Origin of the sequence: Pseudomonas sp. CFII64, from assembly GCF_000416235.1 — a bacterium.
Lineage (GTDB): Bacteria > Pseudomonadota > Gammaproteobacteria > Pseudomonadales > Pseudomonadaceae > Aquipseudomonas.
In genome coordinates this window covers 219,138-245,870 of record NZ_ATLO01000035.1, presented here as the reverse complement: position 1 = coordinate 245,870, position 26,733 = coordinate 219,138, and the positions used below count along the sequence as shown (strand labels likewise).

The 26,733-nt window shown below is 57.4% G+C and carries 16 protein-coding genes; 12 read left to right on the top strand and 4 right to left on the bottom strand.

From position 1 onward, the window contains the following. Nucleotides 1–724 precede the first annotated feature (724 nt). Both CFII64_RS16345 and gbcA read right to left on the bottom strand, forming a co-directional pair. Nucleotides 725–8,146 (bottom strand): hypothetical protein, encoded by a 7,422-nt coding sequence (locus CFII64_RS16345; protein ID WP_020291917.1) that lies wholly within the window; start codon nt 8,144–8,146, stop codon nt 725–727. 258 nt (nt 8,147–8,404) lie between these two features. After that, on the bottom strand, nt 8,405–9,703 hold the full coding sequence (gene gbcA / locus CFII64_RS16340; RefSeq protein WP_020291916.1) for a glycine-betaine demethylase subunit GbcA: 1,299 nt from the start codon (nt 9,701–9,703) through the stop codon (nt 8,405–8,407). 330 nt (nt 9,704–10,033) lie between these two features. Here gbcA and gbcB point away from each other — a divergent pair, with 330 nt between their 5' ends. Continuing rightward, the gene (gene gbcB, locus CFII64_RS16335; protein ID WP_020291915.1) at nt 10,034–11,134 is read left to right on the top strand and encodes a glycine-betaine demethylase subunit GbcB; all 1,101 of its coding nucleotides are present in this window, start codon (nt 10,034–10,036) and stop codon (nt 11,132–11,134) included. Between the two features lie 167 nt (nt 11,135–11,301). Here gbcB and CFII64_RS16330 read toward each other — a convergent pair whose 3' ends face one another. Then, nucleotides 11,302–12,927 (bottom strand): methyl-accepting chemotaxis protein, encoded by a 1,626-nt coding sequence (locus CFII64_RS16330; protein WP_044901429.1) that lies wholly within the window; start codon nt 12,925–12,927, stop codon nt 11,302–11,304. A 346-nt stretch (nt 12,928–13,273) separates the two neighbouring features. Here CFII64_RS16330 and CFII64_RS16325 point away from each other — a divergent pair, with 346 nt between their 5' ends. Together CFII64_RS16325 and CFII64_RS16320 are read left to right on the top strand one after the other, a co-directional pair. Then, on the top strand, nt 13,274–13,507 hold the full coding sequence (locus CFII64_RS16325) for a hypothetical protein (protein ID WP_020291913.1): 234 nt from the start codon (nt 13,274–13,276) through the stop codon (nt 13,505–13,507). Continuing rightward, entirely contained in the window at nt 13,504–13,806 is a 303-nt protein-coding gene (locus CFII64_RS16320; protein ID WP_020291912.1) for a cell division protein ZapA, read from the top strand. The genes CFII64_RS16325 and CFII64_RS16320 overlap by 4 nt, the downstream gene beginning before the upstream one ends. A 151-nt stretch (nt 13,807–13,957) precedes the next feature. Here the strand turns inward: CFII64_RS16320 and CFII64_RS16315 are convergent, their stop codons facing one another. Next, nucleotides 13,958–14,998 carry a low specificity L-threonine aldolase gene (locus CFII64_RS16315; RefSeq protein WP_020291911.1) on the bottom strand — a complete coding sequence of 347 codons (1,041 nt, stop codon included), beginning with the start codon at nt 14,996–14,998 and terminating at the stop codon, nt 13,958–13,960. Between the two features lie 183 nt (nt 14,999–15,181). On the opposite strand from CFII64_RS16315, the gene CFII64_RS16310 reads away from it, so the two are divergent. From CFII64_RS16310 to fdhA, 9 genes are all read left to right on the top strand, one after another. Then, nucleotides 15,182–15,928 (top strand): TraX family protein, encoded by a 747-nt coding sequence (locus CFII64_RS16310; RefSeq protein ID WP_020291910.1) that lies wholly within the window; start codon nt 15,182–15,184, stop codon nt 15,926–15,928. 246 nt (nt 15,929–16,174) lie between these two features. Continuing rightward, nucleotides 16,175–17,392 (top strand): alanine transaminase, encoded by a 1,218-nt coding sequence (gene alaC / locus CFII64_RS16305; protein ID WP_020291908.1) that lies wholly within the window; start codon nt 16,175–16,177, stop codon nt 17,390–17,392. Between the two features lie 296 nt (nt 17,393–17,688). Next, the gene (glyA, locus tag CFII64_RS16300) at nt 17,689–18,942 is read left to right on the top strand and encodes a serine hydroxymethyltransferase (protein ID WP_020291907.1); all 1,254 of its coding nucleotides are present in this window, start codon (nt 17,689–17,691) and stop codon (nt 18,940–18,942) included. A 17-nt stretch (nt 18,943–18,959) separates the two neighbouring features. Then, on the top strand, nt 18,960–20,210 hold the full coding sequence (locus CFII64_RS16295) for a sarcosine oxidase subunit beta family protein (RefSeq protein ID WP_020291906.1): 1,251 nt from the start codon (nt 18,960–18,962) through the stop codon (nt 20,208–20,210). A 14-nt stretch (nt 20,211–20,224) separates the two neighbouring features. Next, nucleotides 20,225–20,545: a sarcosine oxidase subunit delta gene (locus tag CFII64_RS16290; protein WP_020291905.1), complete on the top strand. Its 321-nt coding sequence runs from the start codon at nt 20,225–20,227 to the stop codon at nt 20,543–20,545. After that, nucleotides 20,542–23,562: a sarcosine oxidase subunit alpha gene (locus tag CFII64_RS16285; RefSeq protein ID WP_020291904.1), complete on the top strand. Its 3,021-nt coding sequence runs from the start codon at nt 20,542–20,544 to the stop codon at nt 23,560–23,562. Before CFII64_RS16290 ends, CFII64_RS16285 begins: the two co-directional genes overlap by 4 nt. Before the next feature lie 138 nt (nt 23,563–23,700). After that, entirely contained in the window at nt 23,701–24,333 is a 633-nt protein-coding gene (locus tag CFII64_RS16280) for a sarcosine oxidase subunit gamma (protein ID WP_020291903.1), read from the top strand. Between the two features lie 102 nt (nt 24,334–24,435). Next, on the top strand, nt 24,436–25,293 hold the full coding sequence (purU, locus tag CFII64_RS16275; RefSeq protein WP_020291902.1) for a formyltetrahydrofolate deformylase: 858 nt from the start codon (nt 24,436–24,438) through the stop codon (nt 25,291–25,293). Nucleotides 25,294–25,470: 177 nt separating this feature from the next. Beyond that, entirely contained in the window at nt 25,471–26,670 is a 1,200-nt protein-coding gene (fdhA, locus tag CFII64_RS16270) for a formaldehyde dehydrogenase, glutathione-independent (protein ID WP_020291901.1), read from the top strand. Nucleotides 26,671–26,733: the final 63 nt, after the last annotated feature.

Genomic DNA, 26,733 nt, shown 5'->3' with positions numbered 1-26,733 from the left:
CACCTGAACTGATCCGTTGGAGCGAGGCTTGCCCGCGAACCAAGCGCCTCGGTGGGCATAGTTGTTAACAATCCCTGTTAACCATCCTGTGGATAACATGTTCGCTCATCCCTCCGCGCCAGACAAACCGCTGCCTCCAGCGCACCGATCAATTAATGATCAGCCTAAATCATTGATTTGGCTAAGAACCTCTTGTGGATAAACACCCAACACTCATCAACAGTTGCCCACAAAGTCTGTTGGCGCTTCTGTGGACAAGTTGTTTGCTAACCGCTGAAAGCCTCTAAAACCGTGCCCTACAGAGAACTGTACAAAAAACAGCCAATCGTTAACCAATTGGCCACATCCTTGTTTGTCCACCGCTAAATACAGCCTTTTCGACAGTTTTCCACAGATGACGCCCTCACTCAGCAAAGTTGCCCCCAAACTCTGTTGGCGCTTCTGTGGATAAGGTGTTCGCGGTCCGCTACATGCCTTTAGATACGTGGCTTACAACGGGCTGGTTAAATAATAACCAATACCTGCCCAGAAGTGACAATCTGGATAAGTCACGGTTTTTTATCAGTTTTTTTGGAGGGGATCGGGCACATTTCCACAATTGCTGTGGATAAGTTGTGTACAGCAGTAAATAACTTGTTGGCGAGGTGTATCTGATCATGAAAGCTCGATGCCTCGCCACTCGCCTGACCGTCGTCCCGGTAGCCCGTACGTACTCTAGAGCGGGTTACTCGTCGTCAGATGCCAAACCGTCTTTTTGTAGTCCCTCTTGATCGTAAAGCCAGAAGTATCCGGACTTTGGCGACTTACGCCCCAAACTATCAATTGCAATGACGTGATAACGGCCTTTCACACTGTCGGTGTCGTTATGAAGGAGCTCGGTACCGGTGGTCTCCCCGATCTCCTTGAAGTACCAGAATACTTTGTACTTCACCGCGCGTGCCGAGGGGTTCCACATCAGTTTTACCGGGCGTGCCGATGAGTCATACGTATGCAGATTGACTGGGGCGGGTGGTGCCCCGGGATCAGGTTCTGGTTCCGGATCCGGCCCTGGATCCGGTTCTGAGGCGGGCTGAAAATATGCATAGGAAATCTTGCCGTCCAGCCCGCCTCCACCGCTGACTTCAATTTTTATCGCATCGTTTTCGAAATTGCCATTAAAGCTGGGAACGATGACGGGGAGATCGATAGCGCGCTTGGCTGTGACCGCCGTGCGGCCCTGGCTAGACGAACCATCAGGATGGCCAGTAACGATAAATACCGAGCCTTTGCCCGCCTTGACAATTGTGGCCGAACGTATCTCATCATTGTCACAACCGTAGCTGTTATTACCACCCCCCATTTGGAATTGATGATGTTTATCGAAGGGCACGCTACAGACGATATTCTGTGTCCCACCATTACCCTCATGGAAAACTATAAGTCCGTCAGATATGTCACTCAAAGCAGGGGTTTTGCGGACCTTAATTCGTGACACCTTGCCATCAAGTCCATTATTACTAAATCCAAGCTTGTTGTAATAATAACTATTACTGCTCCCCTCCAGGGAATCAATTTTAATCCGCGTTTTCAATGGAATGGATTGTTTCACATCGATATAGGTGAAATCGTCCTGCCGATCAGCACCGGGACTGTCGTAAAGCTCAATACGTGTACCTGCAGCAATACCTTCAAGCTCTAATGACCTTATTTCATCGTTTTCGCAACCGTTAGACGTGAGACGTAGATCATATTCAACCCCATCCGCGCCGCCACCCTGATTGCCGGGAATAACACAGGTAGTGTCTCGGTCCCGATCGGCACCATTGCCTTCATAAAAAAAGATACCGCCTTGCGACAGAGCTGCTGCATAGGGGAATGCATCGCCCACCTGATTGAAGTCAATAACAAGAAAGCTAGGATTGCGCCACCCAGAAGGCTCACCACAATAGCGTTCTACTCTTCGTTGTAACCAGGTGAGGTTATTGTCTTTATCTCCGGCATGCGCTGCACTGCTACCCCAGGAATGAAACTGATTGAGCCCAAACAAACGTGGTGCGCCTCCACTGCTACGTAACGTCAGGTCCAACCCATTATATCGAGTCGTGCAGTCCCAATTATGAATCAGCGCCGTATCTCCCAGGTTGTAGGTATTTTCAACCTTTGTTTTCGGCGCAGAGAAGACGTCCACTTGCTTCCCGTTAACATCGTAACTCCCGGATATGCTACCGTCGGCCATCATGACGAGACGTTTGTTACTGGCAATCATCTCTTGAAGCGTGCGCCATCTTACGCCCTCTATATTGGTATAGGAATAATCGGCAAGTTCGGGCACTCGACTAAACACGTCTTGCATCGCAGCCCTGGTGACAGTCGATTCGAATTCGATCGTCACAATGGCGAATGGATTAGCCCTCAAATAAGGCAAGAAAACGTTCGCTAAGATATCGCGTAAGGAGGGGTCAGTGATTCCACAGTTTTTGCCATAAGCCGGGTGGCAAATTCGAACTTCTGGCGCCGTCGAATGATGATCAAAATGTATATCCAGCCAAAAGCCTCTGACACCGCGATCCAACTGAGTCTTCATATCATCAAGAAACGCGTTGTGTGCCGCCACCCAAGTGTATTGGTCATACGTTCTGGTCAAATCATTTATTCCAGGTGCAGCATAACGACTATTATCAATATATTGCCAATTGGCATTACTGACTTCAGAGGTTGGATAATACCAACTATTATCTGAAGGAACTCCGGCAACCAAGGAGCTAAAATACAGGTTTTTCTCGCGATACCAATGTATCGCGCCGGGCCAAGTCGGTTCGTCCCAATTTTTCGGGTCCTGCCAGGTACCTGCGTGAAGGCCGATATACGTCCAATACTCATTGGATACAGCCGTAACGGGGTAATACCAAGTATGGCGCGAAGGATTCCCATCGTATTTGGCAGTGAAGAACAGCGTTTTATCACCATACTCATAGCGATGAACATCTCCGATGACCGACTCTTGGTTCCACGTCTTTGGGTCACTCAGAGTACCTTCGTTCCTTGAGAGGTAAGTCCAATGAGTGTTATCTGCCTCGACAGTCGGGTAATACCAGTTATAATCCGACGGACGTCCTTCTGTTTTTGCCCTGAAGAAGTCATGTTTTCCCGCATAGAAGTAGACATTTACGTCCCCAACAAATGAATAGTCGTTAAAACCGTTGGGAACAATCTGAGTCCCTTGACCTTTGCGCAAAAATTCCCACCACTGGTTACTTTCGCCTATTTCAGGGACGGTTTTTACCGGCTCGGCATCGGGATAATCATACTTTCCATCAAACTTTGATTTGAACAGCATTGATTGATGAGCGACAGTTGCGGAGTGAATCAATCCTGTTAGCGTCCACTCGCCTGTAGACTTGGGATTTTCCAATGTCCCATTTTTATGAGTGACACTTAAAAACTTCCATGCTGGAAATCTTCCCGGAATCAAGGGCGGCCCTGGCTCCGACTCTACTTCTTCGTGATCAATAGGATTTCTTGGTAATGTCCAGTTGTCGTTTTCCGGAATACCTACCCGGTCGGAAGCAACGCTGAATAACATGTGCATTTCAGCTGTATCTATCACATGAACGGCACCTTGCCAGCTGACATCATTCCATTGTTTCGGGTCCGTTAAAGTTCCCGCATGCCGGGAAGAGCCGTAGTAGGTCCAATGGGCGTTATTACTGCCTTCTGCAGGAAAAGGCCAGTTATTTAATGAAGGAATGCCAGCATTCATTGCGATGAAATAGAGATCAGCACCCTCGTTATTAGTTTTTACATACACACCTGGCCAGACGGGTTCATTTATACCTTTAGGGTCCACTATAGTACCCTCGTGAAACCATTGGCCTTTATAGGTGAAATATTCGTTATCGGCTGGAGTTGAGGGATACTGCCACCCATCAATCTCTGCATTACCTGATCGTTTGGCTGCAAAGTAAAGAATCGTATTGTTCTGATTAACCAGATGAATAGCCCCTTTCCATGTCACCTCATTCCTTTGATGAGGATCACTATACGTACCTGCATGCGCAGTGGAACCGTAAAAAGCCCAGTAATCGTTACTGCTTTCGTCGGTTGGGTAATGCCAGTTTTTTTCAGAAGGCGTTCCGGTCATCTGCGCAATGAAAAACAATACCTTGCCGCCGTAGTCATAGCGATGAATTCGCCCAGGCCAAGTGTATTCATCCCACTGTTTGGGATCATCCAATTTTCCCGAATTTAGATTTACCCCCAAGAATCGCCACGAATCCGTATCGGTCGCCGTTGTAGGCGGCGCGCCTAACTCAACGCCCATTTCACCGCCTTTTTTGGCTTCAAATAAGAAGTGTGTCTGCCGATCCAGATGAATCGCTCCAGCCCAGGTCGGCTGATCAAAATACTTAGGGCTGTCCAGTGTCCCCATGTAATACGAGAGGCCAAGCGCATCAAAAAACTCGCTATTCGAATAACCTCCCTCGTGATCTGAGCCCCGGCCCCAAAACTTGGCCCTGTAAAACCAGCGACGGATGGCTTTAAACTCACCGACTTGTACATACATCATTTGAATGTGGATCGCACCGGGCCAGGTATTATCGCTGAACGGTTTTGGATCGTCCCAATTCCCCGCGTGAACGCCCATGTCCAGATACTCCCAACGGCCATCACTGGTTGGCGGAGAAGGAAACTGCCAGCCGGCAGGACCAGGCGCACCTGCCATTTTTGAGCGGACGTAATACTCTTTCCCATCCACCTCAAAGCGGTGGATGGCGGCAGGCCAGGTTATTTCATTAGCGTCCTTGGGCGACTCGAGTGTTCCTGGCGCAACATCTTTCCCAACCCATCCCCAGTCACTATTGCTCTGCCCGGGGTCTGGATACAAACGACCCTCGTTATAGTAAAGCCCGCCAAAACGCGCCATAAAGTATTCGTCTTGGCCTGCACGGTTAATCTTAGCGATAGCCCCCGGCCAAATAATAACGCCTACTGCGCCAAGCATCGGATCTTCCAACGTACCCGCATGAAGGCTAATGCCTATGTACTCCCACCATGCGTTGCTTTCGCCAGGAAGCGCGGGCAAAGGAAAACTATCGCCTATGGCAGCAAGATTTCCGGCTACTTTGGAGCGGTAATACCTGCGCAGTTCGCCATCCGGCTTCGCGTGAATCGCCCCCACCCAAGTCACTTCAGCCTGGTCCTTGGGAGAGGCATAGTCCCCGGAGTGCCGAGACTCACCTACCACCGACCAAAACGCATTTTCACCTGCTTCGGGCACAGGCCAATCATGCTCCGCGAGCAAGCCGTCTACTTTGGATGCCAGGTACAAACGCTTGTCACCGACGCGCAGCGAATGAATTCTGCCGGGCCAAGTGAAACCTCCGGCATCTTTTGGGTCAGCCCAAGTGCCTTCCGGAAGATTTCTTCCCAGATACTCCCAAGACTCATTACTGGTCCCGGGTGCCGGATATAGCCAGCCTGGAGCAGGCTTGCCTTCGAAGAGAGATCTGTAATAGACCACATCCCCATAATCCGTGGTGGTGTGAATGCTCCCTGGGTAGGTGTATTCAACGGCCTCTTTGGGATCTTCGAAACTCCCCTTGTGAATAACCCTGCCCAGCCTTCTCCAGTACTGAGTATCGTTCCCTGGCTCAGGCCAGCCGTCCGAGTAAGGATTGCCGAACTGTTGAGCTTCGAAAAGGTATCGCTGACCTAACTCACTGTCCTCATGAATAGCCCCTGGCCAAGTCTGGCCGATAAAGGCTTTGGGATCAGCGGCAGTACCCGCTTGAAGGGTGCTAAAGGCAAACGTCCAGAAATCGTTACTGACCGGTGTCTCAGGGTATGGCGTCTCCGACGACGGCATTCCGGTTATCTTCGATTTAAAAAATGTCAGCTCTGCGTTAATAGTCGTCAAATGGATAGCGCCGTGCCACGTCGGATCGGTAAATGGTTTGGGATCCTTGAAAGTCCCTGCATGCTCGCCGGCATACTCATAAAACTCATTGGACGCCGTACCGCTCGGATAAACTGCTCCCACCTCCGCAGCAAAACCGGCGAACCTGGCTCGATAAAGCCTTTGCCGCGACAAACCCTGCTGATCAGCGAAAATCACCCCGGGCGCGCTAAGCCCATTGCGCCCGCGCGGGGCGTCAGCAGTGCCTGGTGTGGCCATCGAGGTAACAAATGTCCAGTTTTCGTCACTGGTTTCCCCGACCGGATATACCCAGCCTTGGGTTCCTGGCTCTCCTTGCTTAGTGGCCGCAAAGACAAGCTGTTGTGTCTCATCCAGGTGTAAGGCTCCAGGCCATGTGAAGTCGTCACGCCCTTTCATGTCTTGCGCCGTACCAGCATGTTTGAAAACGCCGATAAACTCCCAATGATCATTGCTGACCATGGTTTCGGGGTACGGAGTGGCGGACGAAGGAGCCCCTGCGAAACGCGAACGCAGCAAGACGCGCTGCCCATCGATCAGGCCTTCATGAATCGCGCCAACCCGGGTTACATCATCGAAGGGTTTAAGGTCAGTCATCACCCCGGCATGTTTACCTGCATAAACCCAGTTCGGGTCTGCTGTGCCTACGTTTGCAAAGCCGTCGATATCATCGGCGGGAAAACCTTCGAATCGGGAAATGTAGAACGCGCGCTGGCCCAGTAAGAAGCCATCGACATAGACCGAGCCCGACTGGCTGTAATCCGCAAAGCGCCTTGGGGACTCGAAAGTACCAAGGGGCTCAATTACCGGGATATGGTTCCAGTATTCGTTGCTGGCAGCAGCCGTGGGTAGGGGCTTGTTCTGCTCAGCGGGAACACCTTCAAATCTGGACGCAAAAAAGACCTGCTTGCTCTCGATCGTGGCGACATGCACGGCGCCAGGCCAGGTCAGTTCATCCGTCCCTTTCGGATCTGCAACCGTGCCACCATGAAGGGACGTTCCAAGCAACTGCCACTTTTCAGCGTCACTATAGTCCCAGCCGTCCGCTGGTCTAAACCCCGAAGTCAGGGCCCGGAAGATTGCGTGCGCGCTGCCTTGTGGCTGCACATGGATTTCATCCGTCGATGTGAAGTTATCCTCATCATTTTTGGGATTCTGCCAGCTACCCGCGTGTTGAAAATCGTCAATCACCCGCCAGAACTCGTTACCCTTGAGCGTCTTCGGAAAAGGTGTTGCAGGAGACGGATCACCTTCAAACAATGGGCTCAACTGTGCCCACCTACCTTCAATCAGGCCGCGGTAGTTATTAAACGCTCCCGCGACCTCACCAAAGTTTTTAGGGTCATGCGCGAACCCTGAATGTCGACCACGATAAGCCCAGTAGCGATCAGACTGAGCCCCTTGCGGAAACGCCGCACCCAGAATCGCGGGAAAACCGATAAAGCTGGTAGCGTAAAAATAGCGACGGGGTGGAGCGTCCTCATTCACGTAGGAAGAGCCTGAATCTGTACTTCGAGCGCTCCAAGGCTTGGGAAATTTAACCGGAATTGCTGTATGCGCTCCCGCGTACTTCCAGTATCCGGCCCCATCCTCGGTATCAGGCGCAGGCCAGCCGTCAGATGCAGGCCTCCCGATGCGCCGAGCAACGTAGATCTTTTTTGAGGGTTCAAAGCTGACGAAAACACCAGGCCATACCAGATCCTGTGAGCTTTTCGGATCGATCTCGGTACCAGGTTTTTCAAAGAAACCAATGAAATCCCAGAAGTCATTACTTTCAGCTGTGCTGGGGTACGGCGTCTGCGCATCCGGCACGCGGTCAATCCTGGACCTGAGCAACGCATGTTTACTGTCGATTTGCGCCACATGCAGCGCCCCGACACGGGTGCGCTCTGTGAAGGGTTTGAGGTCGGCCCCGATACCCGAATGCTGTCCTGCATATGTCCAAGAGGTGTTGGATTGCGCAGTATCAGGAAATGCAGGATTGGGCTTGTCTGGCTCACTGCTAAATTCTGCGGTGAAAAACGCAGGAGAGTCGCCTGCTGTGGTTAAAAATACAGCACCCGGCCAAGCGGGCTCGTCAATCAGACGCGGCTCCTCGAATGTTCCGGCATGAACTTCCTCACCCACCGTTCGAGGCGTCAATGCCGCATTGGGTGCGGTATTTACCATCCACGCGATCAGAGAACCGAGCATCACCAGAAAAGTTAGAACAATTCGGCTGTTCGTTTTCATGATCCACCTCGCGTCCATTGCGGATGACAAGCAATGTTCGGATCACGAACTCGAACGTAGTTGCGATTGTAGGCGGGTAAAAAACGTCGAGGTACTAGCAGAAATGCTAGGTTTTGGGGCCGGCGGTCGGATTTAGAACGGGACACAGGCTAAAGCCTGGCGTTAGGAGACAACTTGTTGGCGAGGCATATCGGCTCAACAAGTCCGATGCCTCGCCTACAAGTGGCTCCTACAGCAGATCAGCAGGAGGTTCACGCGTCACTCGTGATTAACCGCCACACCCTTCAGATACGGCGCAGGCTCGGCGCCGAGGTTTTCCAGCATGCGGGCGCTGTACCAGTCGATGAAGTTGACCACGCCGAACTCGTAGGTCTTGGAGTATGGGCCTGGCTGGTAGGCGGTGGAGTTGATGCCGCGCTGGTTTTCTTCGGCCAGGCGACGGTCCTGGTCGTTGGTGGCGTCCCAGACCTGCCGCAGACGCGCGACGTCGTAATCAACGCCTTCCACGGCATCTTTGTGCACCAGCCACTTGGTGGTGACCATGGTTTCCTGAGCGCTGATCGGCCAGACGGTGAACACGATGACGTGATCGCCCATGCAATGGTTCCACGCGTGGGGCAGGTGCAGGATGCGCATCGAGCCCAGATCCGGATTCTTGATCCGGCCCATGAGTTTCTGGCTGCCCTGCCTGCCGTCCATCGTCATGGACACGGTGCCCTTGAGCAGCGGCATGCGCACGATGCGGTTACGCAGGCCGAAGCTGGCGTGGGCATAGGGAATCTGTTCGGCATCCCAGGCAGCGGCCGACTCGGCGACGTGATCCTTGAACGACTGCGTGGCGCGCGGATCGGTGACGTCATCCCATTCCAGCAGCGTGTTCAGCAGTTCCGGGTGCGACGCGTTGCAGTGATAGCACTCGCGGTTGTTTTCCAGCACCAGCTTCCAGTTGGCTTTTTCCATCAAGGTGCTTTGCACAGCCACCTTGGTGTTTTCCATGTCGTAGGGTTCCATGTAGTGCTTGAGTGTCTGCAGGAACTCGTCGATGGCCGGAGGATTTTCCGCCATGCAGATGAAGATGTAGCCGCCCGCGGTCTTGACGTTGATCGGCTTGAGGCCGAACTGGCTCATGTCGAAATCGCTGCCCATCTCGCTGCCGGCGTACAACAGACGGCCGTCGAGCTCGTAGGTCCACTGGTGATAATGGCAAACCAGTTTGGCGACCTTACCTTTTTCGGCGGTGCACAGCCGCGAGCCGCGATGGCGGCAGACGTTGTGGAACGCGTTCACCACACCATCGGGGCCGCGCACGATCAGCACCGGATTCTTGCCGATCTGCAACGTCAGGTAGTTGCCCTTGGCCGGGATCTCGCAGGTCATGCCTGCAATCAGCCATTCCTTGTGAAAGATTTCCTGCATGTCGATTTCATGCAGCCGCTCATCACTGTAGAAAGGCTGTGGCAGCGAGTAGGTGCGCTCGCGATTCTGCAGCATTTCGGCGGTGGCCTTACGTGCGGGTTCCAGCGGATCGCCCAAGCTCAAGGTTGCGGTGACGTCCATCGTTGAAGTCCTCATGACCGTGTCTTCTAACGGTCGGCGAATGTGGCTGATACGGTTCTTTGCAACGGTTTGCACGCAAGGCGACGATTGTTGTTTCGCTCATGCTCAAGAATAGTTTTTTCGGTAACTATCGAGTGGCGAGTGTGGAGTTCGGCGCAGACTGGGCCTTATCCATGGGCGACATGGCCGAATCCGTTTCCGACGCGCGAACCCCGGCAGGGTGGGGCTGGTCGCGATAAGTACGCCGATGTCGCTGATGGGTAAGTGGGCTGTCTGCGCCTTACGCAGAATTCACCTCAAGAGGCCGACAGTCGGCCGTGGAGATTCAGCATGTCCCAAAGCTTCCTCAGCCCGGTAAATACCCAGACATGGGCCAACGGCCGCCACCTGGTTCGCGTCGTCAAGGTGATTCAGGAAACCTGGGACGTGCGCACCTTTTGTTTCATGGCCGACCAGCCGATCCTGTTCTTCTTCAAGCCTGGCCAGTTCGTGACCCTGGAGCTGGAAATCGAAGGCGTGCCGGTGATGCGTTCGTACACCATCTCCAGTTCGCCCTCGGTGCCATACAGCTTCTCGATCACCATCAAGCGCGTGCCCGGTGGCAAGGTTTCCAACTGGCTGCACGACACGCTGCATGAAGGCCAGGAACTGGCCGTGCACGGGCCGGTGGGCCTGTTCAATGCCATCGACTTCCCGAACCCGAAGATTCTCTACCTCAGCGGCGGCGTCGGCATCACGCCGGTGATGTCCATGGCGCGCTGGTTCTACGACACCAACGCCAACGTCGACATGGTGTTCGTGCACAGTGCACGCTCACCCAAGGACATCATTTATCACCGCGAGCTGGAGCACATGGCGTCGCGGATTGACAACTTCAGCCTGCATCTGGTCTGCGAAAAACACGGTCTGGGCGAACCCTGGGCCGGGTATCGCGGCTATCTGAACCAGAAAATGCTGGAACTGATGGCGCCGGACTTCCTTGAGCGCGAAGTCTTCTGCTGCGGACCCACGCCGTACATGAACGCCGTCAAGCGCCTGCTGGAAAGCAACGGCTTCAACATGGCGCAATACCACGAAGAATCGTTCGGCCAGACACCGCCGGAAGCCCGCGCCGACGCCGTGGAACAGGCAGAGATCGCCGCCGACGCACCGGAAGTCGACGCTTCGGAACTGCATCAGGTGGAATTCACCGACACCGGCAAGAGCATTCGCGTGGCACCGGGCGAAACCGTCCACGCCGCAGCCGCGAAACTCGGCCTGATGATCCCCAAAGCCTGCGGCATGGGCATCTGCGGCACCTGCAAGGTCATGAAACTGAGCGGCGAAGTGGAGATGGAACACAACGGCGGCATCACCGACGAGGATGTCGAAGAAGGCTACATCCTGTCGTGCTGCAGCGTGCCCAAGGGCGATGTGCGGATCGAGTATTAATCGCCTGAGACGATCAATACCGCAAGACCGACTCGTACGACCGGCTCGTTGGACCGGCTCGTAGGACCGGCTTTAGCCGGGAGGAGGTCGGCACATCCGACGCATTTCTGCGTCAGGAATTATTGCCCTCCCGGCTAAAGCCGGTCCTACGGGATTGCGCTGTATCCCTACAAACTAAACCGCGAAACCATGCTGTTGAGGTCTACCGCCAGACGGGTCAGTTCGCCGCTGGCCGCGCTGGTCTGTCTGGCGCCGTCAGCTGACTGGACTGACAGATCACGGATGTTGACCAGGTTGCGATCCACTTCCCGAGCCACTTGCGCCTGCTCTTCAGCTGCGCTGGCGATCACCAGGTTGCGTTCGTTGATTTCGACGATGGCGCTATTAATGGTGTCCAGCGCCAGCCCTGCGCCTTTGGCGATGTTCAAGGTCGACTCCGCGCGTTCGGTGCTGTTACGCATTGAATTGACCGCCTGCTCGGTACCGCCCTGAATGCTGCCGATCATGCGTTCGATTTCGCTGGTGGACTGCTGGGTGCGATGCGCCAGCGCGCGCACCTCATCAGCCACCACCGCAAATCCACGTCCGGCTTCACCGGCCCGTGCGGCTTCAATGGCGGCATTGAGAGCCAGCAGGTTGGTCTGATCCGCCAGACCACGAATCACGTCCAGCACCTTGCCGATATCCCGGGATTCATTGGCCAGGTTGCCGACCAGATCCGCAGTGCTCTGCACGTCACCGCTCATGCGCTCAATGGCGCTGACCGTTTCCATGACCAGATCACGACCGTCGCCCGCTGAAGTGGTCGCGTTTTTCGATGCATCCGAGGTGCTGATCGCATTGCGCGCAACTTCTTCAACAGCGCTGGTCATTTCGTTGACTGCGGTAGCGGCCTGCTCGATTTCATTATTCTGTTGTGTCAGGCCGCGAGCGCCTTCGTCGGTCACCGCGTTGAGTTCTTCAGCCGCAGACGCCAACTGCGTCGCCGAGCCGGAAATACGCATCAGTGTGTCGCGCAGCTTTTCCTGCATTTTTTGCATCGCCAGCAACAAACGACCCGCTTCGTCGGTGCCGTCGACTTTGATTGGACGAGTCAGATTGCCTTCGGCGATACCCTCGGCAGCATCCAGCGCAGCAGCGATCGGCCGGGTGATGCTGTTGGTCAACAGCCAGGCGAACAGGATGGTCAACACCGTGGCGATGACCAGCAGACCGACCACCAGATTGAACGCCGAGGAGTATTCGTCCGCTGCAGCCTTGTTAGTGGCACTCAATTGTTTGCTGTTGAGGTCGGACAGCTTGGCCAGAACCACATTCATCTTGTCGGAGTTGGAAGCGGATTCGCCATTGAGCAGCTTGGCCATCTCCTCGACATTGCCCGCACGGCTAAAGCCAATGATGCGCGACTCAATTTGGCGAGACTCGCCCAGCAGCTGCACATACTCGGTGTATGCCGAGCGCTCTTCAGGGGACGAGATGAGTTTTTCATAGACCACTTGGGCGTCACTGATTTGCTTGTTGCGCGTGGCGATCAATTCGATGGTCTTTTCCTGGACATCCGCTTCACGATTGGTGAGCAGGCGATAGGCCAGAACCCGCATGCGGATACCCGTCACAATCAGTCCGTTCAGGCTCTGGATGCTCGGGACGCTGTTCTCGGCGACTTCATCACCGGCGTCGCGGATTTCGCTCATTTGCATCAGCGCGAAAATACCGAGAATCAACATCAGCGCGCCGATCAGGGCGAAGCCGAGGAAAGCGCGTGACGCAATGTTCATGTTACGTAAGGACATAATGTTTCCATTGGTGGCGACGCATTCCTTGCGAGCGAAAGGGCAAATGCAGCGGATGCCATGCCTATCGGTCGCGTTGGCGAAGACTTGAGTGACCCCGGATGAAAGGAACTGCGACCGAAGGTCACAAACCCGTTCAAATCCGGCAAAAACCGCCGGTCTGACGAGCCGTCGGAACCAGATCGGCAAACGGCAGTCAACAAGGGTCCTTATGCGTTTACCTCGTTGAGGAGGCTCGTGCGCTGAAGTACCGGTATTTAAAGGGCCAATGGTCCTGATATGCCTGGCATGCGCAGTGACTTTTCTTTATCGTGTGCGCCCGTTGAAATTAGCTAGAGAATTCAAAATGTTGGAAGCATCCCTGAGCCAATTGGAACAACTTGTAGGAGACCTGGTGCAACAGAACCAGCAACTGCAGAACACGAACGCGCAGCTCAGCGCCGAACTGGCTCAGGCCAGGGATGACAACGACAGTCTGCAACTGAGCCTGATGGAGCAGGAAGAAAAGCAAGGCGCCACCGCCGCCCGCATTCAGGCATTGGTTGACCGCGCCACCAGCGCCAGCGCCGTCAGCGCATGAGTACTCATGGAAACGGGGTGACGGTCGTTTCGATCATGGGTAACGACTACTCGATCAAGGCGCCGGCCGGGGAAGAACAAACCCTGTTGCAGGCAACGGCCATGCTCAAGGCCTCATTGATCGACACCAAGCGTAAATACCCAAGCCTGATCGGCGACCGTTTGCTGGTTCTGGCTGCGCTGAACCTGTGCTCGCAGCAGGTCGAACTGAAAAAGCAGCATCAGGTCGAACTCGACCGCTGCCAGCAGCAGATCGACGCGACGGTGGAAGTGATTTCCAGGACCATCGCGCAGAGCTGACGGTTGGACCGGCTTCAGCCAGGACCCACGCCGTAGGACCGGCTTCAGCCGGGAGGCAATTTAAGGCGGTAGATCCAGAGTGAATCTACCGCCCCCCCTCCCGGATAAATCCGGTCCTACAAATAGCCTTATATCGTAGGAATCGTGCCCCCTACGCCCCCATCACCAACCGAATATCCGCCGCCAACTCGCGCACGCGGTCTTCTTCGGTGTCCCAGGAGCACATGAAACGTGCGCCGCCATTGCCGATGAAGGTGTAGAAGCGCCAGCCCTTGGCGGTGAGCGCTGCGATGGCCGGTTCCGACAATTGCAGGAACACGCCGTTGGCCTGCACCGGGAACATCAGCTCCACGCCAGGAATATCCTTGACCAGCTCAGCCAGCAACTGCGCGCAGTGGTTGGCGTGCCGTGCGTGCTTGAGCCAGGCGTCGTTTTCCAGCAAGCCGACCCAGGGCGCGGACAGGAAGCGCATTTTCGACGCCAGTTGCCCCGCCTGTTTGCAGCGGTAGTCGAAGTCTTCGGCCAGGTCATGGTTGAAGAACAGAATCGCCTCGCCCACCGCCATGCCGTTCTTGGTGCCGCCAAAGCACAGCACGTCGATCCCGGATTTCCAGGTCAGTTCGGCTGGCGAGCAGTCCAGAAAGGCGCAGGCGTTGGAAAAACGCGCGCCGTCCATGTGCAGGTTCAGGTTCAGCTCTTTGCAGGTCGCGCTGATCGCCTTGAGTTCTTCAGGCTGATAGACACTGCCGACTTCGGTGGCCTGGGTCAGGGTCACGACGCGAGGCTTGGGGTAGTGAATATCCTGACGCTTGAGGGCGACTTCGCGGATCGATTCCGGCGTCAGCTTGCCGTTTTCGCTGCGCGCGGTGAGCAGCTTGGAGCCGTTGGAGAAAAACTCCGGCGCGCCGCATTCGTCAGTCTCGACGTGGGCGGTTTCCGAACAGATGACGCTGTGATAGCTCTGGCACAACGATGACAGCGCCAGGGAATTGGCCGCCGTGCCGTTGAACGCAAAAAACACTTCACAGTCGGTTTCGAACAGTTTGCGGAAATCATCGGAAGCGCGGGCGGTCCATTGGTCATCGCCATACGCGCGCTGGTGGCCATGGTTGGCCTGTTCCATGGCAGCCCATGCCTCGGGACAGATGCCCGAATAGTTGTCACTGGCAAACTGCTGGCTTTTATCGGTCATGGCCGGTTCCTTGTCATTGATTATGGTGCGCACTGTAGCGAAGATCGCGAGGATTCAAAACCGGTTGGAGCGAGGCTTGCCCGCGAATAACTATGACGAGATATACCTGTCCCACCGCGGCGACTGATTCGCGGGCAAGCCTCGCTCCAACGGGCTTGAAAAATTTAACCAAACAGGAGCGCTATGGATCTGTCGAACCCGCCTTACCTGCCTGGACGCGACAAGGCGCTGGACCTGCTCAAGTGGCTGGCGATGTTGAGCATGGTGCTCGATCACCTGCGCTACGTCGGTTGGTCGGTGAATTTCCTGTATGTGCCGGGGCGCTTCGCTTTTCCGTGGTTTTGCCTGGCGATTGCCGTGAATCTGGGGCGCAGGACCGCGCTGTTCCCCGATCCGAAAGTGCAGTGGCGTTATCTGGGCTGGCTGCTGCTGTTCGCCGGACTTTCCGAAATTCCCTATCGGTTGTTCATGCACGACGCCGACACGCTGAATGTGCTGCCGACGTTGATACTCGGTTTGCTGGTCGCCCAGGGTTGGCGACACCCGCTGCCGATCACCCGGGTGCTGGCGATTGGCGCGCTGCTGATTGCAGCTGTTTTGCAGAAGCAACTGATGTTCGGCTTTTTCGGCGTACTGCTGCCGGCGAGTTTTCTCCTGGTGCTGCGCCGGCCGCTATGGTTTGCGGCACTGCCTGGCGCGATCTGCCTGGCGGGCAATGCCTGGCCGCAGATGTTCGCGGGCGCAGCGTGGGGCGATCCGATTTCCATCGGGTCGCTGATTGCGTGCCTGATCGCGCCGTTGTTGGGCCTGGTGTTGCTGCGTCGGCGCCTGCAATTTGCGGTCAAACCCATGCGTCGCTGGGCCTACGGGATTTATCCGCTGCATTTTCTGCTGTTGTTGGGGTTGAGGGAGGTGCTGGATACCCTTTGAAGTCGAATACATCCCGTAGAACCGGCTTCAGCCGGGAGGGCGTCATTGGCACCCGCTCACAATTCGACGGCGAATGCTGCTCGCGGCTGAAGCCGCTCCTACGGTCTCGCGTCGAACCTGGCGCCTCCGCGGGTATAGAAATTTTGTAGACAAAACGCCATCAGCGCCTTTATCTTCCGCACAGGCCACCGCATGTGGCCAACGTCGCTCGGACGGTTCCGGGCGCTTACGTCTTCAGAGGCCTCCATGGCAGACTTACCTTCGCCGCGCCGTTTTGCGCGCATCGATCGACTCCCCCCGTACGTATTCAACATCACCGCCGAGCTGAAAATGGCCGCTCGCCGTCGTGGTGAAGACATCATCGACTTGAGCATGGGCAACCCCGACGGGCCGACCCCACCGCACATCGTCGAAAAACTGGTCACCGTTGCCCAACGTGAAGACACTCACGGCTACTCGACTTCGCGTGGCATTCCGCGTCTGCGTCGGGCGATTTCCAACTGGTACAAAAAACGCTACGACGTCGATATCGACCCGGAAGACGAAGCCATCGTCACCATCGGCTCGAAAGAGGGCCTGGCGCATTTGATGCTGGCGACCCTGGATCAGGGCGACACGGTGCTGGTGCCGAATCCGAGCTATCCGATTCATATCTACGGCGCGGTGATTGCTGGCGCCCAAGTGCGTTCGGTGCCGCTGATTCCGGGCGTGGACTTTTTTGCCGAGCTGGAAAAAGCCATTCGCGGTTCGATCCCCAAGCCGAAAATGATGATCCTCGGCTTCCCGTCCAACCCCACCGCGCAATGTGTGGAGCTGGATTTCTTCGAACGCGTGGTGGCGCTGGCCAAGCAGTACGACGTCTTGGTGGTTCACGATCTGGCTTACGCCGACATCGTATATGACGGCTGGAAAGCCCCGTCGATCATGCAAGTGCCCGGCGCCAAGGACATCGCGGTGGAGTTTTTCACCCTGTCCAAGAGCTACAACATGGCCGGCTGGCGCATCGGTTTCATGGTCGGCAACCCGGAACTGGTCAACGCCCTGGCGCGAATCAAGAGCTATCACGACTACGGCACCTTCACCCCGCTGCAAGTGGCGGCGATTGCTGCGCTGGAAGGCGATCAGCAATGCGTGCTGGATATCGCCGAGCAATACCGTCAGCGCCGTAACGTGTTGGTCAAAGGCCTGCACGAACTGGGCTGGATGGTGGAAAACCCGAAAGCGTCAATGTATGTCTGGGCCAAGATTCCTCCGGCGTATGCGCACCTGGGTTCACTGGAATTCGCCAAGAAGCTGCTGGCCGAGGCCAAGGTCTGCGTGTCGCCGGGTGTCGGTTTTGGTGAGTACGGCGACGATCACGTGCGTTTCGCCCTGATCGAAAATCAGGACCGCATCCGCCAGGCCGTGCGCGGTATTCGCGGGATGTTCCGGGCCGATGGGCAGTTGCCGGGTAAATCTGCCTGATAGCGACAAGACGTGAGCAAAATCCTCCGATTATCACGGGGGATTTTTTTTGCCTGAGCGAATGCGATTTCCGTAGGAGCGGCTTTAGCCGCGAGGGCGCGCTCCCGGCTGAAGCCGGTCCTGCAAGCTCTATTTATCCCTCCCCGCCAAGCCATGTCGTAAACGCACCTTTGCGTGGCGTCCGTAGGCATTTGGCGTCTTTGGTCCGGCCCTACCATCGCATCAAAGGGCACTGTCTTCCGACTGCGGCCCTACCCTTACAAGACAGGCGCCACGCCGCCGCTGGGAGAACCGCGATGTTCAGCAAGAATGACCAAATCCAAGGCTATGACGATGCACTGCTGGCGGCGATCAATGCCGAGGAGCAACGTCAGGAAGATCACATCGAACTGATCGCGTCGGAGAACTACACCAGCCAGCGCGTCATGGAAGCCCAGGGCAGCGGCCTGACCAACAAATACGCCGAAGGTTATCCGGGCAAGCGCTACTACGGTGGCTGCGAGCACGTCGATAAAGTCGAAATGCTCGCCATCGAGCGCGCCAAGCAGCTGTTCGGTGCCGATTACGCCAACGTCCAGCCGCACTCCGGCAGTTCGGCCAACGCCGCTGTTTATCTGGCGCTGCTGCAAGCCGGCGACACCGTGCTGGGCATGAGCCTGGCCCACGGAGGTCACTTGACCCACGGCGCGAAAGTCAGCTTTTCCGGCAAGCTCTACAACGCTGTGCAATATGGCATCGACACCACCACCGGCCTGATCGATTACGACGAAGTCGAGCGCATCGCCGTTGAATGCCAGCCAAAAATGATCATCGCCGGGTTCTCGGCCTACTCGAAAACCCTGGATTTCCCACGCTTTCGCGCCATTGCCGACAAAGTGGGCGCGTACCTGTTCGTCGACATGGCCCACGTGGCCGGTCTGGTTGCCGCCGGTCTGTACCCGAATCCGCTGCCGTACGCCGACGTCGTCACCACGACTACGCACAAGACGCTGCGCGGTCCACGGGGTGGCTTGATCCTGGCCAAGGCCAACGAAGAGATCGAGAAAAAACTCAATTCCGCGGTTTTCCCCGGTGGCCAGGGCGGCCCGCTGATGCACGTGATCGCCGCCAAGGCCGTGTGCTTCAAGGAAGCGATGGAGCCAGGCTTCAAGGTTTATCAGCAGCAAGTGATCGACAACGCTCAGGCGATGGCGCAAGTGTTCATCGACCGTGGCTTTGACGTGGTTTCCGGCGGCACCGACAACCACTTGTTCCTGGTCAGCCTGATCCGTCAGGGCTTGACCGGTAAAGACGCCGACGCCGCTCTGGGTCGTGCGCACATTACCGTGAACAAGAATTCGGTCCCCAACGATCCACAATCACCGTTCGTGACCTCGGGCCTGCGTATCGGCACGCCGGCGGTCACCACGCGCGGCTTCAAAGTAACCCAGTGCGTCGAGCTGGCCGGCTGGATCTGCGACATCCTCGACAACCTCGGCGACGCCGATGTCGAGGCCAACGTTGCCAGTCAGGTTGCGGCACTGTGTACCGATTTCCCGGTTTATCGCTGAGTCAGGAGTAGCCACTCATGCAGCATTACTCAGGCTTCGGCCTTTTCAAGCACTCCCTCAGCCATCATGAAAACTGGCAGCGCATGTGGCGCACGCCGACCCCGAAAAAAGTCTACGACGTGGTTATCGTCGGTGGCGGCGGGCACGGTCTGGCCACGGCTTACTACCTGGCTAAAGTCCACGGCATCACCAACGTGGCCGTGGTCGAGAAAGGCTGGCTGGGCGGCGGTAACACGGCGCGCAACACCACCATCGTGCGTTCCAACTATCTGTGGGATGAATCGGCGCACCTGTACGAACACGCGATGAAACTGTGGGAAGGCCTGTCCCAGGACCTGAACTACAACGTGATGTTCTCCCAGCGCGGCGTTTACAACCTGTGCCACACCTTGCAGGACATGCGTGATTCCGAGCGTCGGGTCAGCGCCAACCGGCTCAATGGCGTGGACGGCGAATTGCTCAACGGCAAACAGGTCGCGGACGAAATCCCGTACCTGGACTGCTCGAAAAACACTCGCTACCCGATCATCGGCGCAACCGTGCAGCGGCGCGGCGGCGTAGCCCGTCACGACGCCGTGGCCTGGGGCTTTGCCCGCGCTGCCGATGCCTTGGGCGTGGACTTGATCCAGCAGACCGAAGTGATCGGCTTCCGCAAGGAAAACGGCGTGTGTGTCGGCGTGGAAACCAATAAAGGCTTCATCGGCGCCAAGCGCGTCGGCGTGGTCACGGCCGGTAACTCCGGGCACATGGCGAAACTGGCGGGCTTCCGTCTGCCGATCGAATCCCACCCGCTGCAAGCGCTGGTGTCCGAGCCGATCAAACCGATTATCGACAGCGTGATCATGTCCAACGCCGTACACGGCTACATCAGCCAGTCCGACAAGGGCGACCTGGTGATCGGCGCCGGTATCGACGGCTACAACGGCTACGGCCAGCGCGGTTCGTACCCGGTGATCGAACACACCGTTCAGGCCATCGTCGAGATGTTCCCGGTGCTGTCCCGCGTGCGCATGAACCGGCAGTGGGGCGGCATCGTCGACACCACGCCGGACGCCTGCCCGATCATCTCCAAGACGCCGGTGCCGAACATGTTCTTCAACTGCGGTTGGGGCACCGGTGGCTTCAAGGCCACGCCGGGCTCGGGCAACGTGTTTGCCGCCAGCCTTGCCAAGGGTGAAATGCATCCGTTGGCCAAACCTTTTTCCATCGACCGTTTCCACAACGGCGCTCTTATTGACGAACACGGCGCAGCCGCGGTCGCCCACTAACAGGAGAAATACCTATGCTGCACATCTTCTGTCCCCACTGTGGCGAGCTGCGCTCCGAAGAGGAATTCCACGCATCCGGTCAGGCGCACATTCCGCGTCCGCTGGATCCGGGCGCCTGCACCGACGAGCAATGGGGCGACTACATGTTCTTCCGCGATAACCCGCGCGGACTGCATCACGAACTGTGGATTCACGCCGCCGGTTGCCGCCAGTACTTCAACGCCACCCGCGACACCGTGACTTACGAAATTCTCGAAACCTACCCGATTGGCGCCAAGCCGCAGTTCACTAACAAGGCGTTTACGGCAGCCAGCGGCGAGGGAGACAAGGTATGAGCCAGACTAACCGACTGCCTAACGGCGGCCGCATCGACCGCAGCAAGGTGCTGAATTTCACCTTCAACGGCCAGACCTACCAAGGCTTCGACGGCGACACCCTGGCCGCTGCATTGCTGGCCAACGGCGTTGACGTGATCGGCCGCAGCTTTAAGTACTCGCGTCCGCGCGGTATTTTTGCTGCCGGTTCCGAAGAGCCGAACGCAGTGCTGCAAATCGGCGCGACCGAAGCCACGCAGATCCCCAACGTGCGCGCCACGCAACAGGCGCTGTATTCCGGTCTCGTAGCCACCAGCACCAACGGCTGGCCCAGCGTCAACAATGACGTGATGGGCATTCTCGGCAAGGTCGGCGGCAAGCTGATGCCGCCGGGCTTCTACTACAAAACCTTCATGTATCCGCAATCGTTCTGGATGACTTACGAGAAGTACATTCGTAAAGCCGCCGGTCTCGGTCGTTCGCCGACTGAAAACGATCCGGACACCTACGACGCCATGAACCATCATTGCGACGTGCTGATTGTTGGCGCTGGCCCTGCGGGTCTGGCTGCGGCACTGGCCGCTGCACGCAGCGGCGCACGGGTGATTCTGGCCGATGAACAGGAAGAGTTCGGCGGCAGCCTGCTCGACTCCCGCGAAAGCCTCGACGGCAAGCCTGCCGCTGAATGGGTCGCGACGGTTATCGCTGAGCTCAAAGGCCTGAAGAACGTGGTGCTGCTGCCACGCGCCACGGTCAACGGCTACCACGACCATAACTTCCTGACCATTCACGAACGCCTCACCGATCACCTCGGCGACCGCGCGCCCATCGGTCAGGTGCGTCAGCGCATGCACCGCGTGCGGGCCAAACGTGTCGTGCTGGCAGCAGGCACTCACGAGCGTCCACTGGTCTACGGCAACAACGACGTGCCGGGCAACATGCTGGCGGGCGCAATTTCCACCTACGTACGCCGTTATGGCGTGGCGCCAGGCAAGAAACTGGTGCTGTCGACCAACAACGATCACGCGTATCGCGTCGCTCTGGATTGGCTCGACGCCAGCCTGCAAGTGGTGGCGATTGCCGATGCACGGCACAACCCACGCGGCGCGCTGGTTGAAGAAGCGCGCGCCAAGGGCATTCGCATCCTGACCGGCAGCGCCGTGATTGAAGCACGGGGCAGCAAACACGTGACTGCGGCACGGATTGCCGCCATCGACGTCAAAGCTCATCGCGTCACCAGCCCTGGTGAATGGCTCGATTGCGATTTGATCGGCAGTTCCGGCGGCTACAGCCCTATCGTCCACCTCGCTTCCCACTTGGGCGGCAAACCGGTCTGGCGTGAAGACATCCTCGGTTTCGTACCGGGTGAAGCACCACAGAAACGCGTCTGCGTTGGCGGCGTGAATGGGGTTTACGCCCTCGGCGACGCGCTGGCCGATGGTTTCGAAGGGGGCGTACGCGCCGCCAGCGAAGCCGGTTTCAAAGCCGTCGAAGGCGTACTGCCAAAAGCCTTGAGCCGCGCTGAAGAGCCGACTCTGGCGCTGTTCCAGGTCCCGCACGACAAATCCACTACCCGCGCGCCGAAGCAATTCGTCGACCTGCAGAACGACGTCACCGCTGCCGGTATCGAGCTGGCGACCCGCGAAGGTTTCGAGTCGGTCGAGCACGTCAAACGCTACACTGCGCTGGGCTTCGGCACCGATCAGGGCAAGCTGGGCAACGTCAACGGTCTGGCCATCGCGGCTCGTTCGCTGAACGTGACCATTCCCGAAATGGGCACCACCATGTTCCGCCCGAACTACACGCCGGTGACTTTCGGCGCTGTGGCCGGTCGTCACTGCGGGCACATTTTCGAGCCGGTACGCTTCACCGCGCTGCACGCCTGGCACGTCAGGAACGGCGCCGAGTTTGAAGATGTCGGCCAGTGGAAACGCCCTTGGTACTTCCCGAAAAAAGGTGAAGACATCCATGCCGCCGTTGGCCGCGAATGCAAAGCCGTGCGCGACAGCGTCGGCCTGCTGGATGCCTCGACCCTCGGCAAGATCGACATTCAAGGCCCGGATGCCCGCGAGTTTCTCAACCGCATCTACAGCAACGCCTGGACCAAGCTCGACGTGGGCAAGGCGCGTTACGGCCTGATGTGCAAAGAAGACGGCATGGTCTTCGACGACGGCGTAACCGCCTGTGTCGCCGATAACCATTTCATCATGACCACCACCACTGGCGGCGCGGCACGCGTGCTGCAATGGCTGGAAATCTATCAACAGACCGAATGGCCTGACCTGAAGGTGTACTTCACTTCCGTGACCGACCATTGGGCGACCATGACCTTGTCCGGGCCGAACAGCCGCAAGCTGCTCAGCGAAGTGACCGACATCGATCTGGGCCGTGAAGCATTCCCGTTCATGACCTGGAAAGAAGGCCTGGTGGGCGGCGTTCCGGCGCGGGTGTTCCGCATCTCGTTTACCGGCGAGCTGTCGTACGAAGTCAACGTCCAGGCCGACTACGCCATGGGTGTGCTGGAAAAAATCGTCGAAGCCGGCAAGAAGTACAACCTGACGCCGTACGGCACCGAAACCATGCACGTGCTGCGCGCCGAGAAGGGGTTCATCATCGTCGGTCAGGACACTGACGGCTCGATGACCCCGGACGACCTGAACATGGGCTGGTGTGTCGGTCGCACCAAGCCGTTCTCGTGGATCGGCTGGCGTGGCATGAACCGCGAAGATTGCGTGCGTGAAGAGCGCAAGCAACTGGTGGGCCTCAAACCGGTTGATCCGGCCAAGTGGCTGCCCGAAGGCGCGCAGTTGGTGTTCGACACCAAGCAAGCGATCCCGATGAAGATGGTTGGTCACGTGACATCAAGCTACGCGGTGTCCTCGCTGGGTTACTCGTTCGCCATGGGTGTGGTCAAAGGCGGCCTCAAGCGCATGGGCGAACGCGTGTTCGCACCGTTGGCCGATGGCAGCTTCATCGAAGCCGAAATCGTATCTTCGGTGTTCTTCGATCCGAAGGGTGAGCAGCAGAACGTGGAGTGACTGCATCTCCTCTCGCGGCTAAAGCCGCTCCTACGGCGAACGGATTCCGTAGGAGCGGCTTCAGCCGCGAGACAGCGAGACAGCGAGACCGCCGAAGTTACGCCCAATGAGACAACAGAATTCAGGAACAGGTGCTCTATGACCACAGCCAACGTTTACCAGCAGCGGCCAACGACCGGCGAAAAAGCCGAGTCACCGTTGTTTCATGCCGACCTCAACAAGCTGGTCGGTAAAGGCCGCGCCAACCCTGGCGTGCTCCTGCGCGAGAAGAAACTGCTCGGCCACCTGACGATTCGTGGCGATGCACATGACCCGGCGTTCGCCGCGGGCATGGCGACCGCCACCGGCATGGAACTGCCCAAGGCCTTGACCGTCGCCATTAACGACGAAAGCTCGCTGCAATGGCTCGGCCCGGACGAATGGCTGCTGATCGTGCCCAGCGGTGAAGAATTCGAGGCTGAGCAGAAGCTGCGCGCAGCGCTGACCGGTCTGCACATCGCTATCGTCAACGTCAGCGGCGGCCAGTCGATCCTTGAACTGACCGGCTCGAAAGTCCGCGAAGTGCTGATGAAGTCCACCAGCTACGACGTGCACCCGGACAACTTCCCGGTGGGTAAAGCCGTCGGCACCGTGTTCGCCAAATCGCAACTGGTCATCCGCCGCACCGGCGAGGAAACCTGGGAATTGCTGATCCGCCGCAGCTTCGCCGATTACTGGTGGATGTGGCTGCAGGATGCCAGTGCCGAGTATGGCTTGAGCATTCAGGCCTGATAATGCTCGCGGCTAAAGCCGCTCCTACGGGCGATATGCATGCCCCGTAGGAGCGGCTTTAGCCGCGAGCAGCGACGACACATTTCCAACAAGGATTAACCAATGAGCCGCGCCCCCGACACATGGATTCTGACCGCCGACTGCCCAAGCGTACTGGGCACGGTGGACGCGGTGACCCGCTATCTGTTCGAGCAGGGCTGCTACGTCACCGAGCACCACTCCTTCGATGACCGGCTCTCCAGCCGCTTTTTCATTCGCGTCGAATTCCGTCAGCCCGACGGTTTTGATGAACAGGGCTTCCGCGCCGGGTTAGTCGAACGTGGGCAGGCCTTCGGCATGATCTTCGAACTGACCGCGCCGAATTATCGCCCGAAAGTGGTGATCATGGTTTCCAAAGCCGATCATTGCCTGAACGACCTGCTTTACCGCCAACGCATCGGCCAGTTGTCCATGGACGTGGTCGCGGTGGTGTCCAACCATCCGGATCTGGAACCGTTGGCGCGCTGGCATGAAATTCCGTACTACCATTTCCCCCTGGACCCGAACGACAAGCCGGCACAGGAAAGCAAAGTCTGGCAGGTGATCGAAGAGTCCGGCGCGGAGCTGGTGATTCTTGCCCGCTACATGCAAGTGCTGTCGCCTGACCTGTGCCGCAAACTGGACGGCAAGGCGATCAATATTCATCACTCGCTGCTACCGGGTTTCAAGGGCGCCAAACCGTACCATCAGGCCTACAACAAGGGCGTGAAACTGGTCGGGGCAACGGCGCATTACATCAACAACGATCTGGACGAAGGCCCGATCATTGCCCAAGGCGTCGAAGCGGTTGACCACAGCCATTACCCCGAAGACCTGATCGCCAAAGGCCGGGATATCGAAGGCCAGACATTGGCCCGGGCGGTGGGTTATCACATTGAAAGACGCGTGTTTTTGAATGCGAACAGGACAGTGGTGCTGTAAACGCAATCCTCTGTAGGACCGGCTTTAGCCGGGAGGACGTCCTCCCGGCTAAAGCCGGTCCTACGGGATCGCAAATATCACTATCAAGCAAGCACCCCAGAGCAATCAGTGCGTTGCTGCAATACCGACAAAGCAACGCATTTCCCCGCGACATAACAACAAAATCGAGGTGAAAGCATGTCTGGCAATCGTGGTGTGGTGTATCTCGGCGCTGGCAAGGTCGAAGTACAGAAAATTGACTATCCAAAAATGCAGGACCCGCGCGGTCGCAAGATCGAGCATGGCGTCATCCTGCGCGTGGTCTCTACCAACATTTGCGGCTCGGACCAACACATGGTGCGCGGCCGCACAACCGCACAGACCGGCCTGGTGCTGGGGCATGAAATCACGGGTGAAGTGATCGAAAAAGGCACCGGCGTCGAGAACCTGAAAATCGGTGACCTGGTGTCGGTTCCGTTCAACGTGGCGTGCGGCCTGTGCCGTTCATGCAAGGAACAACACACCGGTGTCTGCCTGTCGGTCAACCCGGCGCGTCCCGGCGGCGCTTATGGTTACGTCGATATGGGCGACTGGACCGGTGGTCAGGCGGAGTACGTGCTGGTGCCGTATGCCGACTTCAACCTGCTCAAGCTGCCTGACCGTGACCGGGCCATGGAAAAAATTCGTGACCTGACTTGCCTGTCCGACATTCTGCCGACCGGTTATCACGGTGCCGTGACTGCCGGCGTAGGACCGGGCAGCACGGTATACATCGCAGGTGCGGGCCCGGTCGGCCTGGCCGCAGCTGCATCGGCGCGTCTGCTGGGCGCGGCAGTGGTGATCATCGGCGACGTGAATCCGGCCCGTCTGGTTCACGCCAAGGCGCAGGGTTTCGAAATTGCCGACCTGTCCCAGGACACGCCACTGCACGAACAGATCGCCGCGCTGCTGGGCGAACCGGAAGTGGATTGCGCGGTTGACGCCGTAGGCTTTGAAGCCCGCGGCCATGGCCACTCAGGCGTGCATCATGAAGCTCCGGCGACCGTCCTCAACTCGTTGATGGGCGTAGTGCGCGTCGCTGGCAAGATCGGTATTCCCGGCCTGTACGTCACCGAAGATCCGGGCGCAGTGGACGCCGCCGCAAAAATGGGCAGTCTGAGCATCCGCTTCGGCCTGGGCTGGGCCAAATCCCACAGCTTCCACACCGGCCAGACCCCGGTCATGAAGTACAACCGCCAGCTGATGCAAGCCATCATGTGGGACCGCATCAAGATCGCCGACATCGTCGGTGTCGAAGTCATCAGCCTCGACGACGCACCACGCGGTTACGGCGAGTTCGATGCCGGCGTGCCGAAGAAGTTTGTGATTGATCCGCATAAGTTGTTCAGCGCGGCGTAAGCCGCTACAACCAGAAAGAGGGCGACTTATGTCGCCCTTTTGGTCTGTGCCTAGCAAGGGGCA